Annotated in this window: 20 protein-coding genes; 9 read left to right on the top strand and 11 right to left on the bottom strand. The window is 70.1% G+C overall.

From position 1 onward, the window contains the following. Positions 1-2 precede the first annotated feature (2 nt). The 4 genes from E2L08_RS09460 (at position 3) to E2L08_RS09445 (ending at position 3,590) form a co-directional block, all read left to right on the top strand. Entirely contained in the window at positions 3-410 is a 408-nt protein-coding gene (locus E2L08_RS09460) for a Fur family transcriptional regulator (protein ID WP_133396828.1), read from the top strand. Then, the gene (locus tag E2L08_RS09455) at positions 407-1,300 is read left to right on the top strand and encodes a DMT family transporter (RefSeq protein WP_133396827.1); all 894 of its coding nucleotides are present in this window, start codon (positions 407-409) and stop codon (positions 1,298-1,300) included. The genes E2L08_RS09460 and E2L08_RS09455 overlap by 4 nt, the downstream gene beginning before the upstream one ends. 39 nt (positions 1,301-1,339) lie before the next feature. After that, positions 1,340-2,614, top strand: a complete 1,275-nt coding sequence (gene eno / locus E2L08_RS09450) for a phosphopyruvate hydratase (RefSeq protein WP_133396826.1) — start codon at positions 1,340-1,342, stop codon at positions 2,612-2,614. 358 nt (positions 2,615-2,972) lie between these two features. Beyond that, positions 2,973-3,590, top strand: coding sequence for a GNAT family N-acetyltransferase (locus E2L08_RS09445; protein WP_133396825.1), 618 nt, complete (start codon positions 2,973-2,975; stop codon positions 3,588-3,590). A 12-nt stretch (positions 3,591-3,602) separates the two neighbouring features. Here the strand turns inward: E2L08_RS09445 and E2L08_RS09440 are convergent, their stop codons facing one another. From E2L08_RS09440 to E2L08_RS09400, 10 genes are all read right to left on the bottom strand, one after another. Continuing rightward, complete coding sequence (locus E2L08_RS09440) at positions 3,603-4,793, bottom strand: DegT/DnrJ/EryC1/StrS family aminotransferase (RefSeq protein ID WP_133396824.1); 1,191 nt, start codon at positions 4,791-4,793, stop codon at positions 3,603-3,605. A gap of 63 nt (positions 4,794-4,856) precedes the next feature. Next, a complete protein-coding gene (locus E2L08_RS17010; protein WP_168771109.1) occupies positions 4,857-4,994 on the bottom strand; it encodes a hypothetical protein in 138 nt (45 codons plus the stop codon). Between the two features lie 6 nt (positions 4,995-5,000). Beyond that, complete coding sequence (locus E2L08_RS09435) at positions 5,001-6,296, bottom strand: c-type cytochrome (protein WP_133396823.1); 1,296 nt, start codon at positions 6,294-6,296, stop codon at positions 5,001-5,003. An 8-nt stretch (positions 6,297-6,304) separates the two neighbouring features. After that, the gene (locus E2L08_RS09430) at positions 6,305-7,570 is read right to left on the bottom strand and encodes a formate dehydrogenase subunit gamma (protein ID WP_240758183.1); all 1,266 of its coding nucleotides are present in this window, start codon (positions 7,568-7,570) and stop codon (positions 6,305-6,307) included. A gap of 104 nt (positions 7,571-7,674) precedes the next feature. Next, a complete protein-coding gene (gene fdh3B / locus E2L08_RS09425) occupies positions 7,675-8,268 on the bottom strand; it encodes a formate dehydrogenase FDH3 subunit beta (protein ID WP_133396821.1) in 594 nt (197 codons plus the stop codon). Between the two features lie 14 nt (positions 8,269-8,282). Beyond that, the gene (locus E2L08_RS09420; RefSeq protein ID WP_133396820.1) at positions 8,283-11,258 is read right to left on the bottom strand and encodes a formate dehydrogenase subunit alpha; all 2,976 of its coding nucleotides are present in this window, start codon (positions 11,256-11,258) and stop codon (positions 8,283-8,285) included. 60 nt (positions 11,259-11,318) lie between these two features. Continuing rightward, positions 11,319-11,525: a twin-arginine translocation pathway signal protein gene (locus E2L08_RS09415; protein WP_133396819.1), complete on the bottom strand. Its 207-nt coding sequence runs from the start codon at positions 11,523-11,525 to the stop codon at positions 11,319-11,321. Positions 11,526-11,572: 47 nt separating this feature from the next. Beyond that, entirely contained in the window at positions 11,573-12,175 is a 603-nt protein-coding gene (locus E2L08_RS09410; RefSeq protein ID WP_133396818.1) for a TorD/DmsD family molecular chaperone, read from the bottom strand. A 144-nt stretch (positions 12,176-12,319) separates the two neighbouring features. Continuing rightward, on the bottom strand, positions 12,320-12,976 hold the full coding sequence (locus E2L08_RS09405) for a DUF3306 domain-containing protein (protein ID WP_133396817.1): 657 nt from the start codon (positions 12,974-12,976) through the stop codon (positions 12,320-12,322). After that, the gene (locus E2L08_RS09400) at positions 12,973-13,548 is read right to left on the bottom strand and encodes a DUF3305 domain-containing protein (protein WP_240758182.1); all 576 of its coding nucleotides are present in this window, start codon (positions 13,546-13,548) and stop codon (positions 12,973-12,975) included. The genes E2L08_RS09405 and E2L08_RS09400 overlap by 4 nt, the downstream gene beginning before the upstream one ends. A gap of 91 nt (positions 13,549-13,639) precedes the next feature. On the opposite strand from E2L08_RS09400, the gene E2L08_RS09395 reads away from it, so the two are divergent. Further along, complete coding sequence (locus tag E2L08_RS09395) at positions 13,640-15,607, top strand: 4Fe-4S binding protein (RefSeq protein WP_133396815.1); 1,968 nt, start codon at positions 13,640-13,642, stop codon at positions 15,605-15,607. A 4-nt stretch (positions 15,608-15,611) separates the two neighbouring features. On the opposite strand, the gene E2L08_RS09390 is transcribed toward E2L08_RS09395, so the two are convergent. Next, positions 15,612-16,373, bottom strand: coding sequence for a cytochrome c family protein (locus tag E2L08_RS09390; protein ID WP_133396814.1), 762 nt, complete (start codon positions 16,371-16,373; stop codon positions 15,612-15,614). Between the two features lie 118 nt (positions 16,374-16,491). Between E2L08_RS09390 and E2L08_RS09385 the strand changes: the two genes are divergently transcribed. From E2L08_RS09385 to E2L08_RS09370, 4 genes are read left to right on the top strand one after another with little or no spacing between them, the layout of a single operon-like run. Beyond that, a complete protein-coding gene (locus E2L08_RS09385) occupies positions 16,492-16,701 on the top strand; it encodes a DUF6494 family protein (protein ID WP_133396813.1) in 210 nt (69 codons plus the stop codon). After that, positions 16,698-17,768, top strand: coding sequence for an Mrp/NBP35 family ATP-binding protein (locus E2L08_RS09380; protein WP_133396812.1), 1,071 nt, complete (start codon positions 16,698-16,700; stop codon positions 17,766-17,768). The genes E2L08_RS09385 and E2L08_RS09380 overlap by 4 nt, the downstream gene beginning before the upstream one ends. Then, positions 17,761-18,486: a biotin/lipoate--protein ligase family protein gene (locus E2L08_RS09375; protein WP_168771108.1), complete on the top strand. Its 726-nt coding sequence runs from the start codon at positions 17,761-17,763 to the stop codon at positions 18,484-18,486. The genes E2L08_RS09380 and E2L08_RS09375 overlap by 8 nt, the downstream gene beginning before the upstream one ends. Then, positions 18,486-18,962: a DUF6505 family protein gene (locus E2L08_RS09370; RefSeq protein ID WP_133396898.1), complete on the top strand. Its 477-nt coding sequence runs from the start codon at positions 18,486-18,488 to the stop codon at positions 18,960-18,962. The genes E2L08_RS09375 and E2L08_RS09370 overlap by 1 nt, the downstream gene beginning before the upstream one ends.

Here is an 18,962-nt window from a genome sequence, read left to right as displayed (position 1 = left end):
CCATGTCCGACAGCATCCTCGACCGGCTCGCCGCGGCGGGCCTGCGCCAGACGCACCAGCGCCGCGTGATCGCCCGCGTGCTCGACGCCGCCGACGACCACCCCGACGCCGAAGAGCTGCACAAGCGCGCCCAGAAGGTCGAGCCGAGCCTGTCCCTGGCCACGGTCTATCGCACGCTGCGCCTCTTCGAGGATAGCGGCCTGCTGGAATCGCACGCCTTCGGCGACGGCCGCACCCGCTGGGAGGATGCCGAGCGCCAGCATCACGACCACCTCATCGACATCGAGACCGGCGACGTGATCGAGTTCGTCGATCCCGAGATCGAGAAGCTGCAAGAGAAAATCGCGCGGCGGCTGGGCTATGACCTTGTCGGGCACCGGCTCGAGCTGCGCGGAAAGCGGCGGCGATGAACCCCGACAACCTGCGCGCCATCGGGCTGATGGTCGGCTCCATGGCGGCCTTCGCGGCCGAGGACATGCTCATCAAGGTCGCCTCGGCCGCCTTGCCCACCGCGCAGATCCTGACCGTGCTGGCGCTGGGCGGCGCGGTGATCTTTGCCACGCTGTGCCGCGCGCGGGGCCTGCCGCTCGCCGCGCCCGCCTTTCGCCACCCGCTGGTCCTGACGCGCAACGGCGCCGAGATCGTCGCGACCCTGTCCTATGTCACCGCGCTGGGGCTGGTGCCGCTGTCGCTCAACACCGCGATCCTCCAGGCGACACCGCTCTTCGTGACCATGGGCGCCGCGCTGTGGCTGCGCGAGACGGTCGGCTGGCGGCGCTGGACCGCGGTGGGGGTGGGGCTGGCCGGTGTGCTCGTCATGCTGCGGCCGGGGCTCGAGGGGTTCCGCCCGCCCGCCCTGCTCGCGGCCTTTGCCGCGCTGATGCTGGCGGTGCGCGACGTGGCCTCGCGCCGAATCCCGCCCGAGATCCCGTCGCTGCAACTGTCCTTCTGGGCCTACCTGTCGCTCACGCCCGCGGCGATGGTGCTGCTCGTGCTGGGGCCGGGGCCGGTGGCGGGCGACGCGCCCGCCTGGATCGCCACGGCGGGGGCGGTCGGCATCGGCGTCTTTGCCTATTCGCTGCTGGTCGGCGCCACCCGGATCGGCGACGTGGCGACGGTGATCCCCTTTCGCTATTCGCGGCTCCTGTTCGCGATGGTGCTGGGGGTGGTGCTGCTGGGCGAGCGGCCGGACCTGCTGACGCTGCTGGGCGCGGGGCTCGTCGTGGGCAGCGGGCTCTACGCGCTCTGGCGCGAAAGGCGGCTGCGCAGGGGCCTTCCCACCCGCGCCCGAGGGGCGTAAGCCTGCGCGCGACCCAACCTGACCGCGAAAGAGGCCCCCATGAGCACCATCATCGACATCACCGCCCGCGAGATCCTCGACAGCCGGGGCAATCCCACGGTCGAGGTCGACGTGATCCTCGAAGACGGCTCGATGGGCCGCGCGGCGGTGCCTTCGGGCGCCTCGACCGGGGCCTACGAGGCGGTCGAGCGGCGCGACGGCGACAAGGGCCGCTACATGGGCAAGGGCGTGCTCGAGGCGGTGGCGGCGGTGAACGGCGAGATCGCCGAGACCGTGGTCGGGCTGGACGCGACCGAGCAGGAGGCGCTCGACGCCACCATGATCGAGCTCGACGGCACCGACAACAAGGGCCGGCTGGGCGCGAACGCGATCCTGGGCGTCAGCCTCGCCGCCGCCAAGGCCGCGGCCGAGTTCACGATGCAGCCGCTTTTCCGCTATGTCGGCGGTACCGCCGCGCGCACCCTGCCCGTGCCGATGATGAACATCATCAATGGCGGCGAACATGCCGACAATCCCATCGACATCCAGGAATTCATGATCATGCCCGTGGCCGCCGCCAATATCCGCGAGGCGGTGCGGATGGGGGCCGAGATCTTTCACACGCTCAAGAAAGAGCTGTCGCAGGCCGGGCTTTCGACCGGGATCGGCGACGAGGGCGGTTTTGCCCCTGATATCAGCTCGACTCGCGATGCGCTCGATTTCGTGCTGAAATCCATCGAGACCGCCGGGTTCAAGCCCGGTGACGAGATCATGCTGGCGCTCGATTGCGCGGCCACCGAATATTACCGCGACGGCCGCTACGAGATGGCCGGCGAAGGTGCGTCGCTCACCTCCGAGGAAAACGTCGACTACCTTGAAAAGCTCTGCGCCGACTACCCGATCCTGTCGATCGAGGACGGCTGCTCCGAAGACGACTGGGACGGCTGGAAGCTGCTGACCGAGCGGCTGGGCCAGCGCGTCCAGCTTGTCGGCGACGACCTTTTCGTGACCAACCCCGCCCGCCTGCAAGAAGGCATCGCGCGCGGCTGCGCCAACTCGATGCTGGTCAAGGTGAACCAGATCGGCACGCTCTCCGAGACGCTGCGCGCGGTCGATATCGCGCATCGCGCGCGCTATACCAACGTCATGTCGCACCGCTCGGGCGAGACCGAGGACGCGACCATCGCCGATCTGGCCGTCGCCACGAATTGCGGGCAGATCAAGACCGGTTCGCTGTCGCGGTCGGACCGGCTGGCCAAGTACAACCAGTTGATCCGCATCGAGGAAATGCTGGGCGAGACGGCGCGCTATGCCGGGGCGTCGATCCTGCGCTGAAGGCGTGCGCGGCGGTTACGCGATCTTAACCGGCAGGGCGCTATGACGGGGGCAAGAGCTCCCGCGCCCCGGCCTTACGACCCGTGGCGGACAGATCCAAGGGGGGCGGCTCATCGGCCGCCCCGGTCCACCGATCGACGCGTCCGGGCTGACAACCGGATGCGGCGGACGCCCCGATGCGGATCGCTGACCGGTACGCCACGGAACGGCGCCACTCCATACAGTGAACGGCGCCGTTCCCCCAAGACCACGGACCGACCCGGCCCGCCGAGACTGGCGGATGCCGGGCGGTCGCATGTGCATCGCACCCGCGAACGGGGGTCGAACAGCGGGGGCGCCCCGCGCTAATGTCGCGCGCATGACCGAATCGCCCTCACGCCCCCCCGCCCTGTCGCCCGGCCTCTACGACCTGCCTTCGGGCCATGTCGCGGCCGTCGTCACCCATCTCGAACGCCGCAGCCCCCCCGATACGCCTGCCGGCCCCGCGCCCGAGGGCGTGGCGCTGCACCGCGACCGCACCATGTCGCCCGAGACCTATCGCAGGCTTTTCGCCGAGATCGGGCGCGACTGGCTATGGCAATCGCGCCTGCATATGGACACGCGGACGCTGTCGGCGCTGCTAGCCGATCCGTTGGTCGAGATCTACCGCGTGACGGTGGATGACGAGGCCGCGGGCCTGCTCGAGCTCGACTTTCGCCTGCCGGGCCGGCCCTGCCTCGCCTTTCTGGGACTGTCGGGGCGGTTCGCGGGGCGCGGCATCGGCCGCTGGCTGGTCGCCAGGTCGTTCGACCGCGCCTTTGCCGGCCCGATCGAGGCGTTCACCGTGCAGACCTGCACGCTCGACAGCCCGCATGCGCTGCGGTTCTACCAGGGCGCGGGCTTTGCCGCCACGCGGCGGCAGGTCGAAATCATGGTCGATCCGCGGTTCGACGGCACGCTCGACCGTGCCGCCGCCCCGCATGTGCCGCTGCTTTGACCGCCTTCGGGCCTATCCCGTCGCCTTGGCAATCGCCTCCGCGATCACCGCGGCGATCACGTCGCAATCCTCGGGCGTGAAGGTCAGCGGCAGGCGCAGGTCGAACAGCCCGGCAAGGATGCTGTCGGTCGCGGGCATGTGCTGCGCCGCGACATAGCGCCAGCTCGGATGGGCCGAGGTGAACCCGGCGGGCTCGGGCGCGCCGAACCATTTGAGCTCCACCCCCTCGGCGGCGGCCTGCGCCACCACGGCGCGCGCGGCCCCGGCATCGATTCCGTCGAGCCGGAACTGCAGCGACGAGCCCACCCGCGCGGCCCCCTCGACCGCGCGGGGCAACGCCACGCCCGGAATGCCCTGCAACCCCCGCGCCAGCCGGTCGTACAAGCCCCCCCATCGCGCGACATTCGCCTCGAGCGTCGCCAGTTGCGGGCGCAGCACCGCGGCACGCAGATTGTCCATCCGCGCGGACATGTTGGGCGTGTCGAGCCGGATATCGACAAATGCCGCCGGATCGGGCCCCGCGCCGTGCCGGTCATACAGCATGTAGCTGCCCGACAGGATCGTGGCGCGCGCGGCGAGATTTGCGTCGTCGGTGGTCAGCAGCCCGCCCTCGCCCGAATTGATATGCTTGTAGGTCTGGGTCGAAAAACAGGCCGCGCGCCCGAACCCGCCCGCGCGGCGCCCCTTGAACCGCGCGCCCATCGTGTGGGCGCAATCCTCGATCACGGTCAGGCCCAGCCGATCCGCCAGCGCCATCAGCGCCTCCATGTCGCACAGATGCCCGCGCATATGCGACAGCAGCAGGACCCGCGCGCCGCTGGCGGCGGCCCGCGCCGCAAGGTCGTCGAGGTCGAGCACGAGGTCGGGCGTGATCTCGACCAGCACCGGTCGCGCCCCCACCGCCGCGATCGCGCCGGGCACCGGGGCCAGCGTGAAGGCATTGGTGAGAACGCTATCCCCCGGCCCGACCCCGCCGGCGCGCAGTGCGATCTGCATCGCCTGCCCGCCCGATCCGACCGCGAGGCAGAAACGCGCGCCCTGCCATTCCGCGAACTCGGCCTCGAGCGCCGCGGCCTCGGACCGTTCGCCGGGCGCGGTGTTATAGCGGTGCAGCCGCCCCGATTGCATCACCGCCAGCGCGGCGCGTTGCGCCTCGGGGGGCAAAGGCTCCTGCTGGGTAAAGCTGCGGGTGAAACGGGGCATGAACCCTCCGGCCATCGTGCCGGGGGATGGTGCGCCGCGCGGCCGCCCCGCGCAAGCGGCGGCTCAGTCGGTGCCGTCGAGCCGGACCGACCCGCCGACGGTCCCCCTGTCGGCGCTGCTATAGGGGATGGTGTCGAGCACGAACCAGGCCACGGCGGCGATGGCAAAGCTGGCGAGGGTTCCGAGAACGATCATCTTCATGGCGGGTCACTCCGGGCGTGTTGCGATTTCGAGAAACTCGATCAGGTCGGCACGGTCCTGCGCCGAAGCGATCTGCTGCATGGGCATCTTGCTGCCCGGTGTCATGTGGTCGGGGCCGATCTCGAACAGGCGGGCGACGGTCTCGGCGGTCCAGACGATGTCCGACCCGGCAAGCGCGTCGGAATAGGCATAGCCCGGATAGGTGCCGGCGCGACGGCCAAAGACATTTTCCAGCGACGGGCCGGCGCGGCGGGCCGTGTCGCCGGTCAGCGTATGGCAGACCGAGCATTTGCGCTGGAACTGCCGCTCGCCATTGCCGAGCGTCGCGGGATCGGCCTGAAAGGCGCGCGCGGTTTCGGCCGTATCGGGGCGCGCGACGTCGCTGCCCAGCGGCCAGATCGTGGCCGCATCCGAGATCCCGCCCGAAATCACCGTGTCGCCATCGGCGAAGGCCAGCGCCCAGACGGGGCCGTTCAGCGCGGCGCGAATGTCACGCTCGACCGACCAGTCGGCGGTCGCCACGACCATCAGGTAACCTTCGCCGTCGCCCACGGCCAGCCGTGCGCCATCGGGCGAAAGGGCGAGTGCGAGGACCGGGCGGCGGTCGGCGGTCAGGTCGGCCAGCGGCGCCAGGTCGGACAGGGCCAGCACCCGCGTTCCCCCGTCGAGCGCGCCAAAGGCCAGCCACCCCGCCGCCTCGTCCAGCGCCAGCACGTTGATGCCGAACCCGTGCTCGGCCACGACGCGCACGAGACTCCAGTCCGCGGGATCCCATTCGAGGATGCGCCCGTCCTGACTGGCGGTGAACAGCGCACCCTGCCCCCAGGCGATATCGTTGACCGGGCCGCGATGCGCGTCGAGCGTGGCCAGCACCGCGCCCGTGGCCATGTCCCAGATGCGCGCGGTGCCGTCCCAGCTTGCCGTGGCAAGGCGCGCCCCGTCCGGCGAAGGGGCGACCGCGACAACCTTGCCCTTGTGCCCCGTGAACCGGCGGATCGGCTGCGCGCGGTCGAGATCCCACAGGATCGCGTCGAAATCGTCGCCCCCCGACAGCGCCCTCGCGTCATCGAGAAACGCGACGGCGTTGACCGCGGCGCGGTGCCCGTCCAGCCAGACGGGGGTTTCGGGATCGGAGAGGCGCCACAGCCCGGCGGCATAGTCGAAACTGGCCGTCAGCACGCGGTCGGCGCGCACGTCGATATCCATGACCGGCCCGCCATGGCCGACCAGCGTCGCGGCCGGATCGGCCCAAAGCGGGGCGGCGGCCAGCGACGCCGCGAATGCGAGCGCGAGCCGCCGCATCGGCGCGATCACTCCGCCGGGGTGGCGGCCTTGGGTCGACCGGCCTTGCCCTCCTGGCGGGCCTCGACCTCTTCGACCCAGAGCGAGTGGTGATCCTTGGCCCAGTTGTAATCGACGCGGCCCCGGCCCATCGCGGCCCAGGCACCCTGCATCCCGATCGAGCCGATATAGATATGCGCGATCACGATGCCGAGCAGCACGAAGCTGACGATGGAATGCCAAAGCTGTGCGTATTGCATCTCTTCCTGGGGGGTCAGCTCGCCCGGAAAGGGTTGCGCGCGGCCCAGAAGCTCGGGAATGCCAAAATCGTTGAGCTTGGCGAATGTCGGCTCGAACATGGGCAGTTGGTATGGAAACAGCAGCGACAGCCCCGAGACCGAGATCGACCCGCCCAGCAGGATGACCGACCAGAAGATCAGCTTTTGCCCGGCGTTGAACTTCTTGGCGGGGGGGTGCGTGTTGCCGATGAAGCCGCCGCCCTTGGCCAGCCATTTCAGGTCGGTCTTGTTGGGGATGTTATGGGCGATCCACAGCACGAAGATCATGACGATCCCGATCATGAAGGCCCAGCTGATATTGTTGTGGATCCACTTGGTATAGCCAAGCACGGTGGCGGCCGAGAACCCGTCCTGCCGCGCCAGCACGTTGCCGAGATCGCCGGGCGTGTCGGGCGGGGTCATCAACAGCTTGCGCGCATAGAGTTGCAGTAGCCCCGTTACACCGAGGATCAAAAAGGAACTGGCGATGAGCCAATGGCCGAACCGCTCGACCCAGTCAAAGCGCAGGATCTCGCGCCCCGACAGGCCGCCCGAGATCTTGATGCGGCCCTTGACGAAATAGAACACCGCAATCAGCCCGATCACGGCCAGCAGCCAGTAGCCGCCCCATGTGGCCAGTTGGCCGGCGCGGAAATCCCACCACCACATGCCGCCATCCTGCATGATGACCTTGGCGACATCGCCGCCGGCCGACACGCGCATGTCGGGCGCGGTGCCGAAGCGCAGGCCGTCCCACATCACCGAATCCGAGATCCCGCCGAGCGTGCCCAGCGGGCCCGAGGCCGCGTTGTCGACAGCCGCCTCGAAATCGCGGGGCTCTCGGCCGTGACCGGTCAGCCCCTCCTGCCGCGCCAGGATATCTTCGAGCGTCTGGCCCGGCATCTCGGCGGTGGCGTCGGGGGGGACCATCTCGGTCTGGTAGTCCTGCGCGGGGGCGGCAAGCGCGCCTGCGAAGACCAGCGACAGCGCGAGCATGAGGCGTGTAATCGTCGTCATCGTGAACTCCATTGCGCGAAAGGGCGGACCTCAGGCCCGCCCCCGATGCCGGATCGGCAGCGGCTGGCCGGGCCCGCCGCGGGGCCCGGCCGCGTTCCGACGGCTCAGCCGCCCTTCTGGTCGTAGGCGGTGCCCCAGCCCCAGGCGCCCGAGCCGAAGCCGCGGGCCACGACACGCTCGCGATAGACGGCCGACACGTCGTCGCCATCGCCCGCCAGCAGCGCCTTGGTCGAGCACATCTCGGCGCAGATGGGCAGCTTGCCCTCGGCGATCCGGTTGCGGCCGTATTTCTGGAACTCGATCTCGGACATGTCCGTTTCGGGCCCGCCGGCGCAGAAGGTGCATTTGTCCATCTTGCCGCGGCTGCCGAAATTGCCCGCCTGCGGGTATTGCGGCGCGCCGAAGGGGCACGCGTAGAAGCAATATCCGCAGCCGATGCACAGATCCTTGGAATGCAGCACGATGCCGTCGGCGGTCTGGTAGAAGCAGTCCACCGGGCAGACCGCCATGCAGGGCGCGTCCGAGCAGTGCATGCAGGCGACCGAGATCGACCGCTCGCCCGGCTTGCCGTCCTGGATCGTCACCACGCGCCGGCGGTTGATGCCCCAGGGCACCTCGTGCTCGTTCTTGCATGCGGTGACGCAGGCGTTGCACTCGATGCATCGTTCGGCATCGCAGAGAAACTTAGCTCTTGCCATGTCTCATTCCTCCCTTACGCAGCCCAGATCTTGCAGAGAGTGGCCTTGGTCTCCTGCATCTGGGTGACGGAGTCGTAGCCGTAGGTCTGCGCGGTGTTGCACGATTCCCCGAGGACGATCGGATCGGCCCCCTCGGGATATTTGTGACGAAGGTCTTCGCCCTGGTACCAGCCGCCGAAGTGGAACGGCATGAAGGCCACGCCGGGGGCGACGCGTTCCGTCACCATCGCCTTGACCAGCACGCGGCCCTCTTCGGGGCCCTGAACCCAGACGTTGCTGCCGTCGCGGATGCCCAGATCGTTGGCGTCGCGCGGGTTCACCTCGACGAACATCTCCTGCTGGAGCTCGGCGAGCCACGGGTTCGACCGCGTCTCGTCGCCGCCGCCCTCGTATTCGACCAGGCGGCCCGAAGTCAGCACGATGGGATATTCCTTGCTGAAATCCTGCTGCTGGATCGAGGCATACATGGTCGGCACGCGCCAGAACTTCTTGTCGTCATAGGTGGGATACTCGGCCACCAGATCGCGCCGCGGGGTATAGAGCGGCTCGCGGTGGACGGGCACCGGGTCGGGGAAGGTCCAGACGACGCAGCGGGCCTTGGCGTTGCCGTAGGGGGCGCAGCCATGCTTGATCGCGACGCGCTGGATGCCGCCCGAAAGGTCGGTCTTCCAGTTGACGGCGCCCACCTTTTCGAGATCGTCCGAGTTGTAGGGCCCGGCCTCGGCGGATTCGCCGACATCGGTGGTGCGGTTGGCATCCACCCCGGCGATGGTCTCGATCGTGGCGCGTTCCTCGGCGGTGAGGTCGCCGTCCCAGCCCAGGTCGATGAGCATCTGCATCGTGAACTCGGGATAGCCGTCCATGATCTCGGACCCGACGGGCGCCACGCCCTCGGCCAGAAGGTTGTCGCCGTCACGCTCCACCCCGAAGCGGGCGCGGAAGCCCATGCCCCCGTCCTTCACCGGGATCGAGATGTCGTAGAGGTTGGGCGAGCCGGGATGGTTCATCTCGGCGGTGCCCCAGCTCGGCCATGGCAGGCCGTAATAGTCGCCATCGGCCGGGCCGCCCAGCGCCCGCAGCGTCGTGCGGTCGAAGGTGTGCTGGTTGGCCATGTGGGTCTTGAGCCGCTCGGGCGACTGGCCGGTATAGCCGATGGTCCACATGCCGCGGTTGTATTCGCGGGTGATGTCCTCGATCAGCGGCTCGTCGCCGTTGATCTCGATATTGCGGAACATCCGGTCGGTGAACCCGAACTTGTCGGCGAAGAGCTTCATGATGGTGTGGTCGGGCTTGGACTCGAAGATCGGGTCCACGACCTTGTCGCGCCATTGCAGCGACCGGTTCGACGCCGTGACCGAGCCGCTGGTCTCGAACTGGGTGCAGGCGGGCAGCAGGTAGACGCCGTCCTGGCGGTCCTGAAGCACGGCCGTCACCGTCGGATAGGGGTCGATGACCACCAGCAGGTCGAGCTTGCTCATCGCGCGGCGCATGTCGGGCAGGCGCGTCTGCGAGTTGGGCGCATGGCCCCAGAACACCATGGCGCGGACCGCGTCGGGCTGGTCGAGATTCTCGGCCGGCTCGAGCACGCCGTCGAACCAGCGCGGCACGGTGATGCCGCTTTCGTTCATCATCATGCGGTCGGCCCCGTCGGCGCCGGCCCCCTCCATCACGGCAAAGCGGCCGCGCAGCCAGTCGAGGTCTTCTTCCCAGACGCGGGCCCAATGGGCCCAGGAGCCGTCCGACAGGCCGTAATAGCCCGGCAGCGTGTCGGCGAGGACGCCGAGATCGGTCGCGCCCTGCACGTTGTCATGGCCGCGGAAGATGTTCGTGCCACCGCCCGCGCGACCCATGTTCCCCAGCGCGAGCTGAAGGATGCAATAGGCGCGGGTGTTGTTGTTGCCGTTGGTGTGCTGGGTGCCGCCCATGCACCAGATCACGGTGCCGGGGCGGTTGTTGGCAAGCGTGCGCGCCACCCGCTCGAGCTGCGATCCGGGCACGCCGGTCACGTTCTCGACCTTGTCGGGGGTCCATTGCGCGACCTCCTCGCGGATCTGGTCCATGCCCCAGACGCGGGTGCGGATGAACTCCCGATCCTCCCAGCCGTTCTCGAAGATGTGGTAGAGGATGCCCCAGACCAGCGCCACGTCGGTGCCGGGCCGGAACCGCACGAATTCGTCGGCATGGGCCGCGGTGCGGGTGAAACGCGGATCGCAGACGATCAGCGGGGCGTTGTTCTCTTCCTTGGACTTCAGCAGGTGCAGCAGCGACACCGGATGCGCCTCGGCGGGGTTGCCGCCGATGATGAAGATCGCCTTGGAGTTGTGGATGTCGTTATACGAGTTCGTCATGGCGCCGTAGCCCCATGTATTCGCGACGCCCGCAACGGTGGTCGAGTGGCAGATGCGCGCCTGGTGGTCGACGTTGTTCGTGCCGAAATAGGCGGCGAACTTGCGCAGCAGGTAGGCCTGTTCGTTGTTGTGCTTGGCCGAACCGAGCCAATAGACCGAATCGGGGCCGCTTTTCTCGCGGATGTCGAGCATCTGGCCGCCGATCTCGTCGATGGCCTCTTCCCAACTCACGCGCACCCACTCGCCGTTGACGAGCTTGGTGGGGTATTTCAGGCGACGCTCGCCATGGGTGTGCTCGCGCACCGAGGCACCCTTGGCGCAATGCGACCCGAGGTTGAACGGGCTGTCCCAGCCGGGCTCCTGCCCGGTCCAGACGCCGCTGCTGACCTCGGCGATGACGGTGCAGCCGACCGAGCAGTGGGTGCAGACGGTCTTGACGGTCTGCACGGCGTTGTCGACGGCGGTCTGCGCGCTGGCCTGCGTGACGGTGCCGCCCGTGGCGCCGAGCGCGGCGAGCCCGCCCACGGCAAGCCCCGAGCTGCGCAGGAAGGCGCGGCGGTCGACGGTCTTTTCGGCGATCCGGCCCACGAGCCCGGCGGCGCGGCCGCGTGCGGGGGCTGCATTTGTCTTTTTCTTGAGCATCTTATCCTCCCTGGCTGGCCGCGAGGGGCCGCTTGGAACGTGGTTCGGTCGGCCCGCGCCTCAAAAGCGCGCGCTGTCCCAATAAGCCTTGGTATGCGCGGTCTTGCGCAGCCCCGAGCCGGCGGTTTCCGTCTCGGCGGTGGCGGCGGCGGCCTGGCCGCCCGCGGCGGTCACGGCCGCGGCGGGCGCGGCGGCGATGGCGAGCTTGAGAAAGCCGCGGCGCCCCGTATCGGTCCCGGCCTCTGCCGGCGTGGTGATCTTTCTCATCCTCTCCTCCTTCGTGCGGTGAGTGGTTTTCGTCGCGGCGGGGCGGGTCATGTGCCGCTCTCGCCGATCATTCGGAACGCATCGCGTTCGATTCCCATGAAGATCCGGCCGATCACGCCGACCGGGGCATAGAATACCGAGGTCTTCGCGCCCTCGAGATCGGTAAAGAAATGCGCGGCCCAGGGGGCGAGGTGGCGGTTGAAGAACGCCCGCTGGTCGGGCAGCGACGCCACCGCGCCGAACCGCCCGCGGATCAGCCCCGCCATGCTTTCGCACAGGCTGGCCATGTTGTCCTCGGGCTCGAACACGTTGGGCGCCCGCGCGATCCGGCGGCGCGCCATGTCTTGGCGCAGCGCGGCCAGCGGCTTTTCGTTGAGGAACCCGGTCATGTAGTAGCTGGCATAGGGCAGCAGCTCGCCCCGGCCGACGCCGATGAAGAGGCGGTTGAACTCGCGCTCGACCGAGGCCTCGGTCGCCTGCCCGGCCAGCTTGGCCAGCGTCGCAAAGGCCTGGCCCAGCGGCGTCTCGTCGCCCGACAGCGCACGGGTGCGCGCCAGCAGATCGGCCCGCGGCGGCCGCGAGAGCAGCGCCGACAGGAAGTCGTAGAGATCCGCGCGCAGCGCGTCCTCTTCGCCGATTTCCGGTGTCATGGGCTCTGTTTGCACGTCGACCGTCGCCTCCTCACGCGTATCGCACACCATTGCATCCAATCATATGGCGTCGGAGCTTGCCGGCGATCAAGTCAAATCGTCGTCACTTTTGCGTCCCGTTACCCGATGAAATTGCTCAGGTTTTCACTCCGCGTCGAAGTCGAATCTCATGCGGCGGCGCGGCGCGGGCGGGGAATCCTCGGGGGTTTCGGCGGGGTTGGCCGCAGCAATTTCGACCGGCTCAGGGGCGGTCTCGGGCGCCGCGGGCGCGGGGCCGAGCCGGACCGGATTGGGCGGCATCGTGTCCCGCGGCAGAGCGTCGCGGCCCGCATCGGCGACCCGCTCGGGGGTGTCGGCATCGGGGGCCGCATCATCGTCGGGACCGGCCGCCTCGACCACGCGCGCAAAGATCCCCTTGCCCACGGTATAGGCCGTCTTGAGGGTGCCGGTGGGGACCGATCCGCCGGTGAAATCGGTGTCGTAATCGTTCAGCCCGTCGAGATTGGCGAGCACCGGGTTCGACACCCACAGCTTTCTCAGCGCGCGGCGGCGCAGGTATTCGGGCACCGCGCGCGCCATGAAGGCGCGGAAATCGTCGCCCGCCTCAAGCGTATCGGGATCGGGCAGGCCCAGCCGTTCGAGCGTCTCGGCCTCGGTCTCGTGATCGACCGGGTCGGGCGGCGCGGGCGCGTCGGCCGGGTCGGGCGCCTCGGCCTCGGCCTCGGGGCGGGCGCGCTTGCGCTGGGACCAGCGCGACAGGAAATCGCCGCCGCCCGGATCGTCCTTGCGGCCCCGGCTCATTCGTCGCCCCCCCGCCTGAGCATGCCCGGCGCGCGATAGACGTCGGCGGGCTGGCGCACCCGCGCGTCGCCGCGGCCTTCGTCATGGCGGTCCTCGTGCGGCTGGCGGCGGCGTTTCACGAAAGCCTCGTCCTTGTGATGGGCGCGGCAGAAATCCCCGATCCAGGCCTCGAGACCGGGCGGCATCGGCACAGGCTCGACGATATCCTCGCCGTTGTCGCCGTAATCCTGCGCCTCGTAGGCCGAGGCCGTGACCTTGACGACCTCGGGGCGGGCCGCGGCGCCGGGGCCGGGCTTGCGCAGGATCGCATAGACCGAGGGTGGCCGCCCGTTCAGCGCGACGAGATAGCTTTCCGTTTCCGCGCGGAACAGCTCGAGCGGGACGGTCGCGGCGTGGTAGTCGACGATCTCGCCCTCGCGGCGCAGCTCGGTCCAGCGCCCCGGCCCCGCGCCGGGCAGGACCGCGATCGCGCGCCAACTATGGGCGGCCCATCGCGTGACGCCGGGCGCACGCCTGAGCACGACGCCCACGGGCAGCGTTTCGGTACGTTCGCGATCGTGAGGTCGGGTCAACTTGTTCTCCCCTGCCGCTGCGCCTAGTCTGCGCGCCGGCCCCTCAGGATGCCAGCGCGCCGGGGGGCTTGTCCAGCGAAGGAGCCGCACGATGCCGACCACGTTACTTCTGTGCGATTGCGGCGGCACCCAGCCCGTCGACCGCGACGCCATCGCGCGCGCGACCGGCCACTCCTGCCCCAAGGTCGGCACGGCGCTGTGCACGACCCAGGCCGCGCGCGTGGCCGAGGCTCTGTCGGCGCCCGAGGCCGACGTGATCGTGGCCTGCCGGCAGGAGGCCCCGGCCTTCGAGGCGCTGGCCGAGGAACTGGACGTGCCCGCGCCCCTTTGCATCGACATCCGCGACCGCGCCGGGTGGTCGGACGAGGGCGCGGCCGCCGCGCCCAAGATGGCCGCGCTGCTGGCGCTGGGCGCGCGGCCCCGCACGCCGGCCAAGACGCGCGACGTGGTGTCGGATGGCGTATGCCTCGTCATCGGGCCGTCCGAGGCGGCGCTGGCCGCGGCCGAGGACCTGGCCGATGCGCTGGCGGTGACGGCGCTCGTCACCGACCTGCCCGAGATCCTGCCCGGCCCCGAGCGGCGGTTCGACGTGGTCCATGGCCGGCTGCGCCGCGCCGCGGGCGCCTTCGGGCGGTTCGAGATCGCCATCGACGGCTTTCGCGCCGCCCGCCCCGAGGGGCGCGGGCCGCTCGGCTTCGACGCGCCGCGCGACGGGGCGAAATCGACCTGCGACGTCATCCTCGACCTGACCGGGGGCACGCCGCTGTTTCCCGCCCATGAAAAGCGCGAGGGCTACCTGCGTCCCGATCCCGGCGATCCGCGCGCCGTGGCCCGTGCCGTCTTCGAGGCGGCGCAGATGGTGGGCACGTTCGAAAAGACGCTGTTCGTCGAGCTAGAGCCGTCGCTCTGCGCCCATTCGCGCGCCCGGCAGACCGGCTGCACGCGATGCCTCGACGTCTGCCCGACGGGTGCCATCCTGCCCGATGGCGACGCGGTGACGGTCGATGCCGATATCTGCGCGGGATGCGGGGCGTGCTCGGCCGTGTGCCCGTCGCAGGCCATCGCCTATGACGACCCGCCGGTGGGCGAGATCATGGGCCAGATCCGCGCGCTCGGCGCGGCCTATCGCGAGGCGGGCGGCCGCGCGGCGCGGTTGCTGGTGCACGATGCGGGCCACGGGCGCGAGATGATCGCGCTGGCCGCGCGGATGGGGCGCGGCCTGCCCGCCGCGGTGATCCCCTTCGAGATCGGGTCGCTGGCCGCCTTCGGCCATGCCGAGGCGATGGCCGCGCTTGCCTGCGGGTTCGACGGGGTCGAGATCGTGCTGGGCCCGCGCGCGGATCGCGACACGCTGGGCGCGCAGGCCGCGCTGGTCGACGCGCTGACCGAAGGCGCGGGGTTGGGCACGGGGCGGATGCGGCTGCTCGACCTCGCCGATCCCGATGCGCTGTCGGATGCGCTCTATGCCGGGGCGCCCGACCCCATCGACGCCGAACCGATCCTGCCGCTGGGCCGACGCCGCGACGTGACGCGGCTTGCCGTGCGCGCGCTGGCGCCCGAGGGCACCGCGCCCATCGCCCTGCCCGCTGGCGCGCCCTATGGCGCGGTGGCGGTGGACCGCGACGCCTGCACGCTGTGCCTGTCCTGCGTCTCGCTCTGCCCGTCGGGGGCGCTGCTCGACAATCCCGACAAGCCGCAGCTGACCTTTACCGAGGATGCCTGCCTGCAATGCGGGCTATGCGCCAACATCTGCCCCGAGGACGCGATCACGCTGGATCCGCGGCTCGATCCGTCGGACGCGGCGCTCGCCCCGCGGATCATGAACGAGGAAGAGCCCTTCGAGTGCATTTCCTGCGGCACGCCCTTCGGCGTGGCCTCGACCATCGAGCGGATCGTCGAAAAGCTCGCCAGCCATTCGATGTTCATCAACTCGGACAACGTGAAGCTGATCCAGATGTGCGACGATTGCCGGGTCAAGGCGCAGTACCATTCCGATGCCGCGCCCTTCGCGGCCGGGAACCGCCCGCGCACCCGCACGACGGACGACTACAAGCAGTAGCGTCTCAGCGCGAGGCCACCGGCGCGCCCAGATCCTTGGGCGCGATCCGGGCGGCAAAGGCCGTGACGGCGGCAACCTCGTCGGGGGTCATCGTCACCGGCGCGATATGGGGCGCCCGGTCGAACGGCTCGGTGACGCCCGCGACCTGCGTGAAATAGGGATGCGGGTTGAGGTCGTAGAACCTGTCGAACCGCAGGCGCCAGTCCGGGAAATTGCGCATCGCGGCAAAGGACGGCGCCGAGCCGATGCCAGTGAAGGGATTGTCGGAATCGACGACATGGCACCGCCCGCAATGCAGTTTCGACAGACGCAGCCCCTCGTCGGCATCGCCCGCTACCGGCGCGGCCGGGGCGGCATCGGGGGCGGCCGCCGCCGGCGAGAACCGCGCGCCCTGCGGCCCCACGAAGGCGGCGACCGTGCGCTGCCCGATATCCGACAGGAGCCAGTCGCGGAACGCCTCGGCGCGGGGATCGGGGGCGGTGACGACGTGGATCGCGGCCCCGTCCGCGGTGCGCAGCGCGACCGGCCCGGCGCCGTCGCGCGTCAGCGCCACCGCTGCGCCGTCCTCGACGATCTCGACGGGCTGCGCGTGTTTCAGGGCAAAGCGCGGCGCGAGAAAGTCGAGCAGCCCCGCCGCGCGCAGCCCCGCATCGCCCGTGATCCCGAGCGGCCCGTCCTGCGCCGCGGCGGGGGATGCCAGCGCCGCGGCGGCGGCCACGAGCGCCGCGCGGGCCACCCGGCGCCCGAATGAAACCGGTCCCTGCATCGCCCTGCCTCCTTGCGCTGTCGCTTGTCCTCGCCCACGTCTTGGGGGAGAAAACCGCGAAACGGCGGCAATGGCAATCGCAGGGCGCGCCGCGGCCCCGCCTGCAAGGAGCGTGACGATGGACGAAGACCTGAACATGTCGATGCGGAAATTCCTCAAGCAGGTCGGCGTGACCTCGCAGAAGGAAATCGAGAACGCCGTCACCCGCGCCCGCGAGGCCGGCACCCTGCCCGACGGGCCGATGGTCGCGCGGGTGCGCCTGACGGTCGAGGGGCTCGATCTCGAGCACGAGGTCGAGGGCACCATCCGCACGGAGACCCAGTCTTGAGCGTCACCCGCGACGAGGTTCTCGATATCCTCAAGGCGCTGACGCATCCCGGCACGGGCACCGATCTTGTCGCCGCCGACGCCGTGCGTGCGCTGACCGTCGACGAGGGGCGCATCCGCTTCGTGCTCGAGGTGGCGCCCGAGCACGCCGCCGCGATGGAGCCGGTGCGCCTCGAGGCGGTCGAGCGGCTCGAGGCGCTGGCGGGCAAGGGGCAGGTCTCGGCCATCATGACGGCCCATGCCACCAAGGGCCCGCCGCCCGACCTCAAGATCGGGGGCGCGGCCCGCGCGCAGACCGGCCCGCAAAAGCTGCCGGGGGTCAAGGCGGTGATCGCGGTGGCCAGCGGCAAGGGCGGCGTCGGCAAATCCACCGTCAGCGCCAATCTCGCCGTGGCGCTGGCCGCCGAGGGCAAGAAGGTCGGGATGCTCGATGCCGATGTCTACGGCCCCTCGCAGCCGCGGATGCTGGGCATCACCGGGCGGCCGGCCTCGCCCGACGGCAAGACCATCCTGCCGCTGCGCAACCACGGCGTCACGCTCATGTCCATCGGGCTCATGACCAAGGAGGACGAGGCCGTCGTCTGGCGCGGGCCGATGCTGATGGGCGCGTTGCAGCAGATGCTGGCGCAGGTGCAATGGGGCCAGCTCGACGTGCTGATCGTCGATCTGCCGCCCGGCACGGGCGACGTGCAGATGACGCTTGCCCAGAAAACCGAGGTGGCGGGCGCCATCGTCGTGTCGACCCCGCAGGACATCGCCCTGCTCGACGCGCGCAAGGCGCTCGACATGTTCGGCAAGATGAACGTCAAGGTGATGGGCATGATCGAGAACATGTCAGCCTATATCTGCCCCAATTGCGGGCACGAGGCGCATATTTTCGGCCACGGCGGGGCCCGCGCCGATGCCGAGCGGCTGGGCCTGCCGTTCCTGGGCGAGATCCCCCTCGACCTCGAGATCCGCAGCGCGGGCGATGGCGGCGCGCCCATCGTGGCCAGCAAGCCCGAAAGCCCGCAGGCCCAGGCGTTTCGCGACATCGCGCGCCGGCTGATCGCCGATGGCCATGTCTGAGCCCGACCGCCCCCATTTGCCCCCGCTGCTGCGCGGGCGGGCGGTCACGGGCGACGTGATGCGCGCGGCGGCCCGCGCGGGCGCCGCGGGCGAGGATCCGGGGCTCATCTGCCACGAGCTGCGCCCCGACCGGCTGCGCGCGGCCATGCTGCTCGCGCCCGAGCCGCCGCTGGGCGAGGCGCTGACGGTGGTGCTGGCGCTGGCCAACGGGTTCGCGGACGCCTTCGGCGTGCTCTCGCCCTCGGAGATCGCGTTCCAACTGAACTGGCCCGCGGGGTTCCTGGTGAACGGGGCGGCCTGCGGGGGCATGCGCGCCATGGCGCCCCATGCCGATCCGGCGGCCGGGATCGACTGGCTGGCCGTGGGGATCGAGGTGCCGATCTTTGCCGAGGCCGATGACGAGCCCGGCGCCGCGCCCGACCGCACGACCCTCTGGGACGAGGGCTGCGCCGATATCGACCCGATGGACCTGCTCGAGGCCTGGGGGCGGCACGGGCTGGTCTGGATCAACGCCTGGGTCGATGGCGAGCGCGCGCGCATCCACCGCGACTGGACCGGCCGCGCGCCCGGACTGGGACAGGACGGCACGGTGCAGGTGGCGGGCGCGACGCATCGCGGCCATTTCGTCGGGATGGACGCGGAGGGGGAGCTCATCCTAAGACAGGAGAGCGGCACCCGCGCCCTGCCCCTGACCGCGATGCTGGAGACCGGACCATGATGAAGCTCGCCCGGACGATCCGTTTCGACGAGAGCGACGGCAACGTCTTCGCCCGCCCCGCCCCCGAAGGCGAATGGGCCATCGCCGGCGGGTTCGAGTTCTCGAATTTCGGCGAGGGCGACCTGTCGGGCAAGGCGCGGCAGGCCTTCGCGAACGGGTGGCTGTCGGCCGAGGGGTTCGGGCGCTCGACCTTCGTGGCGGTGGCGCAGATACAGCCGGCCGAGCGCGCGGCCCTGGTCGAAGGGCTGGCCGCCCATTTCGTCAGCCATTACGGCGCCCCCGACCTGGCCGCGGCGCGGCCCGTGGCCGAGGACGAGATCGCCTTCATGGAAGAGCTCTGCGCCGATCACGACCCCAACACGCTGCTCGTGGTGAACCGCGAACTGACGGCCTCGGGCGTGCGCGAGAGCTTTCGCGCGATCCAGCCCGGCGAGGCGGAGCTGGATCTCGTCGCGGTGCATGTCAGCGAGGACTGA

This window comes from Palleronia sediminis, assembly GCF_004358695.1.
Taxonomy (GTDB): domain Bacteria; phylum Pseudomonadota; class Alphaproteobacteria; order Rhodobacterales; family Rhodobacteraceae; genus Palleronia; species Palleronia sediminis.
The sequence above is the reverse complement of the archived record's forward strand: the minus strand, read 5'-3'. Positions and strand labels throughout refer to the sequence as shown.

Bases quoted from the DNA above. Each gene is read 5' to 3' on its own strand.
- E2L08_RS09435 (WP_133396823.1), bottom strand. From the start codon at position 6,296: ATGCGGCGGCTCGCGCTCGCATTCGCGGCGTCGCTGGCCGCCGCCCCG.
- E2L08_RS09420 (WP_133396820.1), bottom strand. From the start codon at position 11,258: ATGCTCAAGAAAAAGACAAATGCAGCCCCCGCACGCGGCCGCGCCGCC.
- E2L08_RS09390 (WP_133396814.1), bottom strand. From the start codon at position 16,373: ATGCAGGGACCGGTTTCATTCGGGCGCCGGGTGGCCCGCGCGGCGCTC.
- E2L08_RS09405 (WP_133396817.1), bottom strand. From the start codon at position 12,976: ATGAGCCGGGGCCGCAAGGACGATCCGGGCGGCGGCGATTTCCTGTCG.
- E2L08_RS09445 (WP_133396825.1), top strand. From the start codon at position 2,973: ATGACCGAATCGCCCTCACGCCCCCCCGCCCTGTCGCCCGGCCTCTAC.
- E2L08_RS09375 (WP_168771108.1), top strand. From the start codon at position 17,761: ATGTCTGAGCCCGACCGCCCCCATTTGCCCCCGCTGCTGCGCGGGCGG.
- E2L08_RS09395 (WP_133396815.1), top strand. From the start codon at position 13,640: ATGCCGACCACGTTACTTCTGTGCGATTGCGGCGGCACCCAGCCCGTC.
- E2L08_RS09415 (WP_133396819.1), bottom strand. From the start codon at position 11,525: ATGAGAAAGATCACCACGCCGGCAGAGGCCGGGACCGATACGGGGCGC.
- E2L08_RS09455 (WP_133396827.1), top strand. From the start codon at position 407: ATGAACCCCGACAACCTGCGCGCCATCGGGCTGATGGTCGGCTCCATG.
- E2L08_RS09430 (WP_240758183.1), bottom strand. From the start codon at position 7,570: ATGACGACGATTACACGCCTCATGCTCGCGCTGTCGCTGGTCTTCGCA.
- fdh3B (WP_133396821.1), bottom strand. From the start codon at position 8,268: ATGGCAAGAGCTAAGTTTCTCTGCGATGCCGAACGATGCATCGAGTGC.
- eno (WP_133396826.1), top strand. From the start codon at position 1,340: ATGAGCACCATCATCGACATCACCGCCCGCGAGATCCTCGACAGCCGG.
- E2L08_RS09440 (WP_133396824.1), bottom strand. From the start codon at position 4,793: ATGCCCCGTTTCACCCGCAGCTTTACCCAGCAGGAGCCTTTGCCCCCC.
- E2L08_RS09385 (WP_133396813.1), top strand. From the start codon at position 16,492: ATGGACGAAGACCTGAACATGTCGATGCGGAAATTCCTCAAGCAGGTC.
- E2L08_RS17010 (WP_168771109.1), bottom strand. From the start codon at position 4,994: ATGAAGATGATCGTTCTCGGAACCCTCGCCAGCTTTGCCATCGCCGCC.
- E2L08_RS09460 (WP_133396828.1), top strand. From the start codon at position 3: ATGTCCGACAGCATCCTCGACCGGCTCGCCGCGGCGGGCCTGCGCCAG.
- E2L08_RS09410 (WP_133396818.1), bottom strand. From the start codon at position 12,175: ATGACACCGGAAATCGGCGAAGAGGACGCGCTGCGCGCGGATCTCTAC.
- E2L08_RS09370 (WP_133396898.1), top strand. From the start codon at position 18,486: ATGAAGCTCGCCCGGACGATCCGTTTCGACGAGAGCGACGGCAACGTC.